At 67.6% G+C, this 2,621-nt stretch carries 2 protein-coding genes; both read left to right on the plus strand.

The features are described 5' to 3' along the window. The first annotated feature begins 179 nt into the window (after positions 1-179). On the plus strand, positions 180-1,754 hold the full coding sequence (gene istA, locus ACFWAY_RS53420) for an IS21 family transposase (RefSeq protein ID WP_378516494.1): 1,575 nt from the start codon (positions 180-182) through the stop codon (positions 1,752-1,754). Beyond that, on the plus strand, positions 1,751-2,521 hold the full coding sequence (gene istB, locus ACFWAY_RS53425) for an IS21-like element helper ATPase IstB (protein ID WP_378516495.1): 771 nt from the start codon (positions 1,751-1,753) through the stop codon (positions 2,519-2,521). The genes istA and istB overlap by 4 nt, the downstream gene beginning before the upstream one ends. Positions 2,522-2,621 lie beyond the last annotated feature (100 nt).

A 2,621-nucleotide genomic window follows, 5' to 3' on the forward strand; every position in this document is an offset into this window, starting at 1 on the left:
CTGCTAGCGGACATGCCAACCTCCCTGTAGGCGGACACGTTCGTCCCTGCTGACGGACAGCTGATCTCCCTGTCGATGAACATGGGGGCCGGCGGTGTGTCGGTCCTGACACAGGCGCCCCTCCGGGGTTTTGCTCGAGGTCTTCGACCACCTACGAGCAAAACCCACCGGAGGGACGCATGAAGAAGTCTGACAGGGACATCATGGAAATTCTCGAGGCCTACGACACCACCGGCAACGCGCACTCCGCCGCGCAGCTGGCCGGGGTCGATCCGAAAACCGTCCGACGCTACGTCACCGCCCGCGACGCCGGGATGCCGGTGACCGGCCCCTCGCGGCGACCCCGCATCATCGACGAGCACCTACCCCAGATCGAGCAATGGGTCGAGCGCAGCAAAGGCAGGGTCCGCGCCGACATCGTCCACGAACGCCTCGTCGCCCTCGGCTTCGACGGCACCGAACGCACCACCCGACGCGCCGTCGCGGATGCGAAAGCAGCATGGCAGGCCGGGCACCGCCGCACCTATCGGCCGTGGATCACCGAACCGGGTTTATGGATGCAGTTCGACTGGGGTGACGGCCCGAAAGTGCCCGGCCCGGGCGGGATCCTGCGTTCGACCCTGTTGTTCTGCGCCTGGTTGGCGTGGTCACGCTACCGCGTCGTGATCCCGGTGTGGGATCAAACCCTTCCGACGTTGATCGCGTGCCTCGATGCCACGGTGCGCCGCTTCGGTGGAGTGCCGACCTACGCGTTGACCGACAATCCACGCACCGTGAGCATCGATCACGTCGCCGGAATCCCGGTGCGGCACCCGCAGATCGTCGAAACAGCCCGCCACTACGGCATGGCCGTGCACACCTGCGTGCCCTATGACCCCCAATCCAAGGGCGGCAGCGAAGCAACCGTCAAGATCGCCAAAGCAGATCTGGTGCCCACCGACGCGAACCTGCTGCCGGAGTACACCTCGTTCGCCGACCTCGAGACCGCGTGCGAACAATTGTGCGCCACGGTCAATGCGCGTCGGCACCGTGAAAGCGCCCGCGTTCCGGACGAGGCCCTGGCCGAGGAACGCGGCCGCCTGCACACTCTGCCGTCGGCCCCGCACACTCTGGCGTTGGGCACGACCCGCAGTGTCGGCACCGATCAGACGATCCGGTTCGGGTCGGTGCGGTATTCGACGCCGCCGGGGTTGGTCGGCACCGAAGTGTGGGTGCGCGCTGCCGGCGCGGACCTGGTCGTCGTCGCCGATCTCGATGCCCTGCACCAGGTCCCGGACTGGGCTGGACACAGGAGGGGTTTGAGTGAGGTTGCCAGGCATTTACTGTCGACACCGGGGAACCCGCGGATCGATCCGGCGCACTACCCCGACCACCCGCAAGAACCGGGCGGTGCACCGAAGCCGCCGGTCCCGAAGGCCCGCTCCGCGGCCGAGGCCCGGTTCCTCGACCTCGGGCCAGGGGCACATACCTGGTTGGTTGCGGCGTCGGCGGCCGGGACGGTGCGGATCCGGGCGAAGATGACCGCAGCGGTCGAGTTGGCGGCGTTCGTCGGCGTCGAGGTCGTCGATGCGGCGTTGTCGGTGGCAGCCGACGCGGGTCGGTTCGCCGAGGGGGACCTGTCGGCGATCGTCGCGCACCACACCGCCACCGCAGCCGAGACAGGGCTCGTCATCGCCGACGAGGCTCATTCCGTTCAGCCCGGCACCGCGGCCTGGGCCGGATTCGGTGTCGCCGGAACCGGAGTCGGGTCATGAGCCCGATTGCGCCGCCGTTGCCCGACGACCTCGTTGCCGTCCTCAAACGGATGCGCCTGCCCTACCTCCGCGCCGCTGCACCGGAGGTGCTGGCGACCGCGAAAGCGCAGCGGTGGGATCCGACCGAGGTCCTCAAGGTGCTGCTCGACGAGGAGGTCCGCGGCCGGGACGAGGCGACGAAGGCGATGCGCCGCAAAACCGCGGGCCTTCCTGCTGGGAAGACGTTTTCCTCATGGCGGGAACAGGATTCGTTGATCCCGGCGCCGACCCAGCAGGCCCTGGCCACGTTGGAGTGGGTGCAGCGCGCCGAGAACCTGGCGATCAGCGGACCGTCGGGGACCGGCAAGACGCATTTCGTCGAGGCGCTTGCGCATGCGGTGATCGATGCGGGGATGCGAGTGTCGTGGTTCACCCTCGAATCGTTGACCGCCGCGATCGGGCGGGCCGCGGTGGACGGGTCGATCACCAAAACCATCACCAAGATCATTCGTGCCGAGTTGATCGTGGTCGACGATATCGGGATGCTGCCGTCGGGTCAGGCCGCTGCCGAGGCGTTCTACCGTCTTGTCGATGCCGCCTATGAGAGGCGGAGTGTGGTGGTGACCAGCAATTTGCACCCGTCCGGGTTCGACACGATCATGCCGAAGACTCTCGCGACCGCGGCGGTCGACCGGTTGTTGCACCATGCGCATGTCGTGATCACCGAGGGCACCTCGTTGCGGTTGCGGGACGCTACCGCCGGACGCGGGGTGATGCCGTTGACCTGACCCGGGCGGGAGATCAGCTGACCGCCGGCAGGGAGATCAGCTGTCCGCGCACAGGGACACCAGCTGTCCGCCTACAGGGACGCCCTCATGTCCCTTGACA

Origin of the sequence: Rhodococcus sp. NPDC059968, from assembly GCF_042738615.1 — a bacterium.
GTDB lineage: Bacteria > Actinomycetota > Actinomycetes > Mycobacteriales > Mycobacteriaceae > Rhodococcus_F.

Coding starts and splice junctions, on each gene's coding strand:
- istA (WP_378516494.1), top strand. CDS start 180: ATGAAGAAGTCTGACAGGGACATCATGGAAATTCTCGAGGCCTACGAC.
- istB (WP_378516495.1), top strand. CDS start 1,751: ATGAGCCCGATTGCGCCGCCGTTGCCCGACGACCTCGTTGCCGTCCTC.